Raw genomic sequence first — 672 nt, forward strand, 5'->3', positions numbered from 1 at the left:
CTCCGGGGCGGGTGCATGACTAGGGATGCAAGCGAAGGAACGATTCAGTGGCCCTCCAGCAGCCGTTGCGCCAGTCGCCGCACCTCGTCGTTCAACTCGGCGGGCGCCTGCACCGTGAACGGAAACGGCAGCCGCGCCAGCTCGCGCGCGACCCATTCCAGCGTCTCGGCCTCCACCGTCAGCAGCACGCCGCGCCGGTGTGCCTTCAGCACGCCGAAGCCGGCGAACACATGGCGCCGCGCCGTGGCCGGCTCGGTGTGCAGCAGCACCTTCGCCTGGTGCAGGCGCGGCAGCGTGGCGATCGCATGGGTGAGGTAGCCCAGCACGTCGAAGGCCGGCGGCCGCCGGAAGCTCGCAGGCAGCGGCTGCACGTCTTCGATGCGGTCGAGCCGGAATGACCGCAGGTCGCGCCGCAGGTGGCAATGGCCCACCGCGTACCAGTGGCCGCCGCGGAACCCCAGCCCGTAGGGGTCGAACTCGCGGCGGCTGCGCTGGGCACCGGGCGTGACGTAGCCCAGGCTCACCTGCTGCTGGTTCAAGGCGGCCGTGCTCAGTGCCAGCAACGCATCGTTGTTGCCGGCGGCACCGGGCTGGATGTCGAGCGCGATGGTGTCGGCCACGCCGCGCAAGCGGCGCTTCAGCGCGGGCGGCGTGACGCGCTCGATCTTGGCC

General features: G+C 71.6%; 1 protein-coding gene. It reads right to left on the bottom strand.

The window, feature by feature from the left end; genetic code table 11:
* Positions 1 to 44: 44 nt before the first annotated feature.
* Positions 45 to 672, bottom strand: a 628-nt coding sequence (locus AC1D01_RS37565) for a helix-turn-helix transcriptional regulator (protein ID WP_477875022.1), incomplete at its 5' end; no start/stop codon positions are given.

The sequence above is a fragment of the Rhizobacter sp. P3_B12 genome, assembly GCF_056402895.1.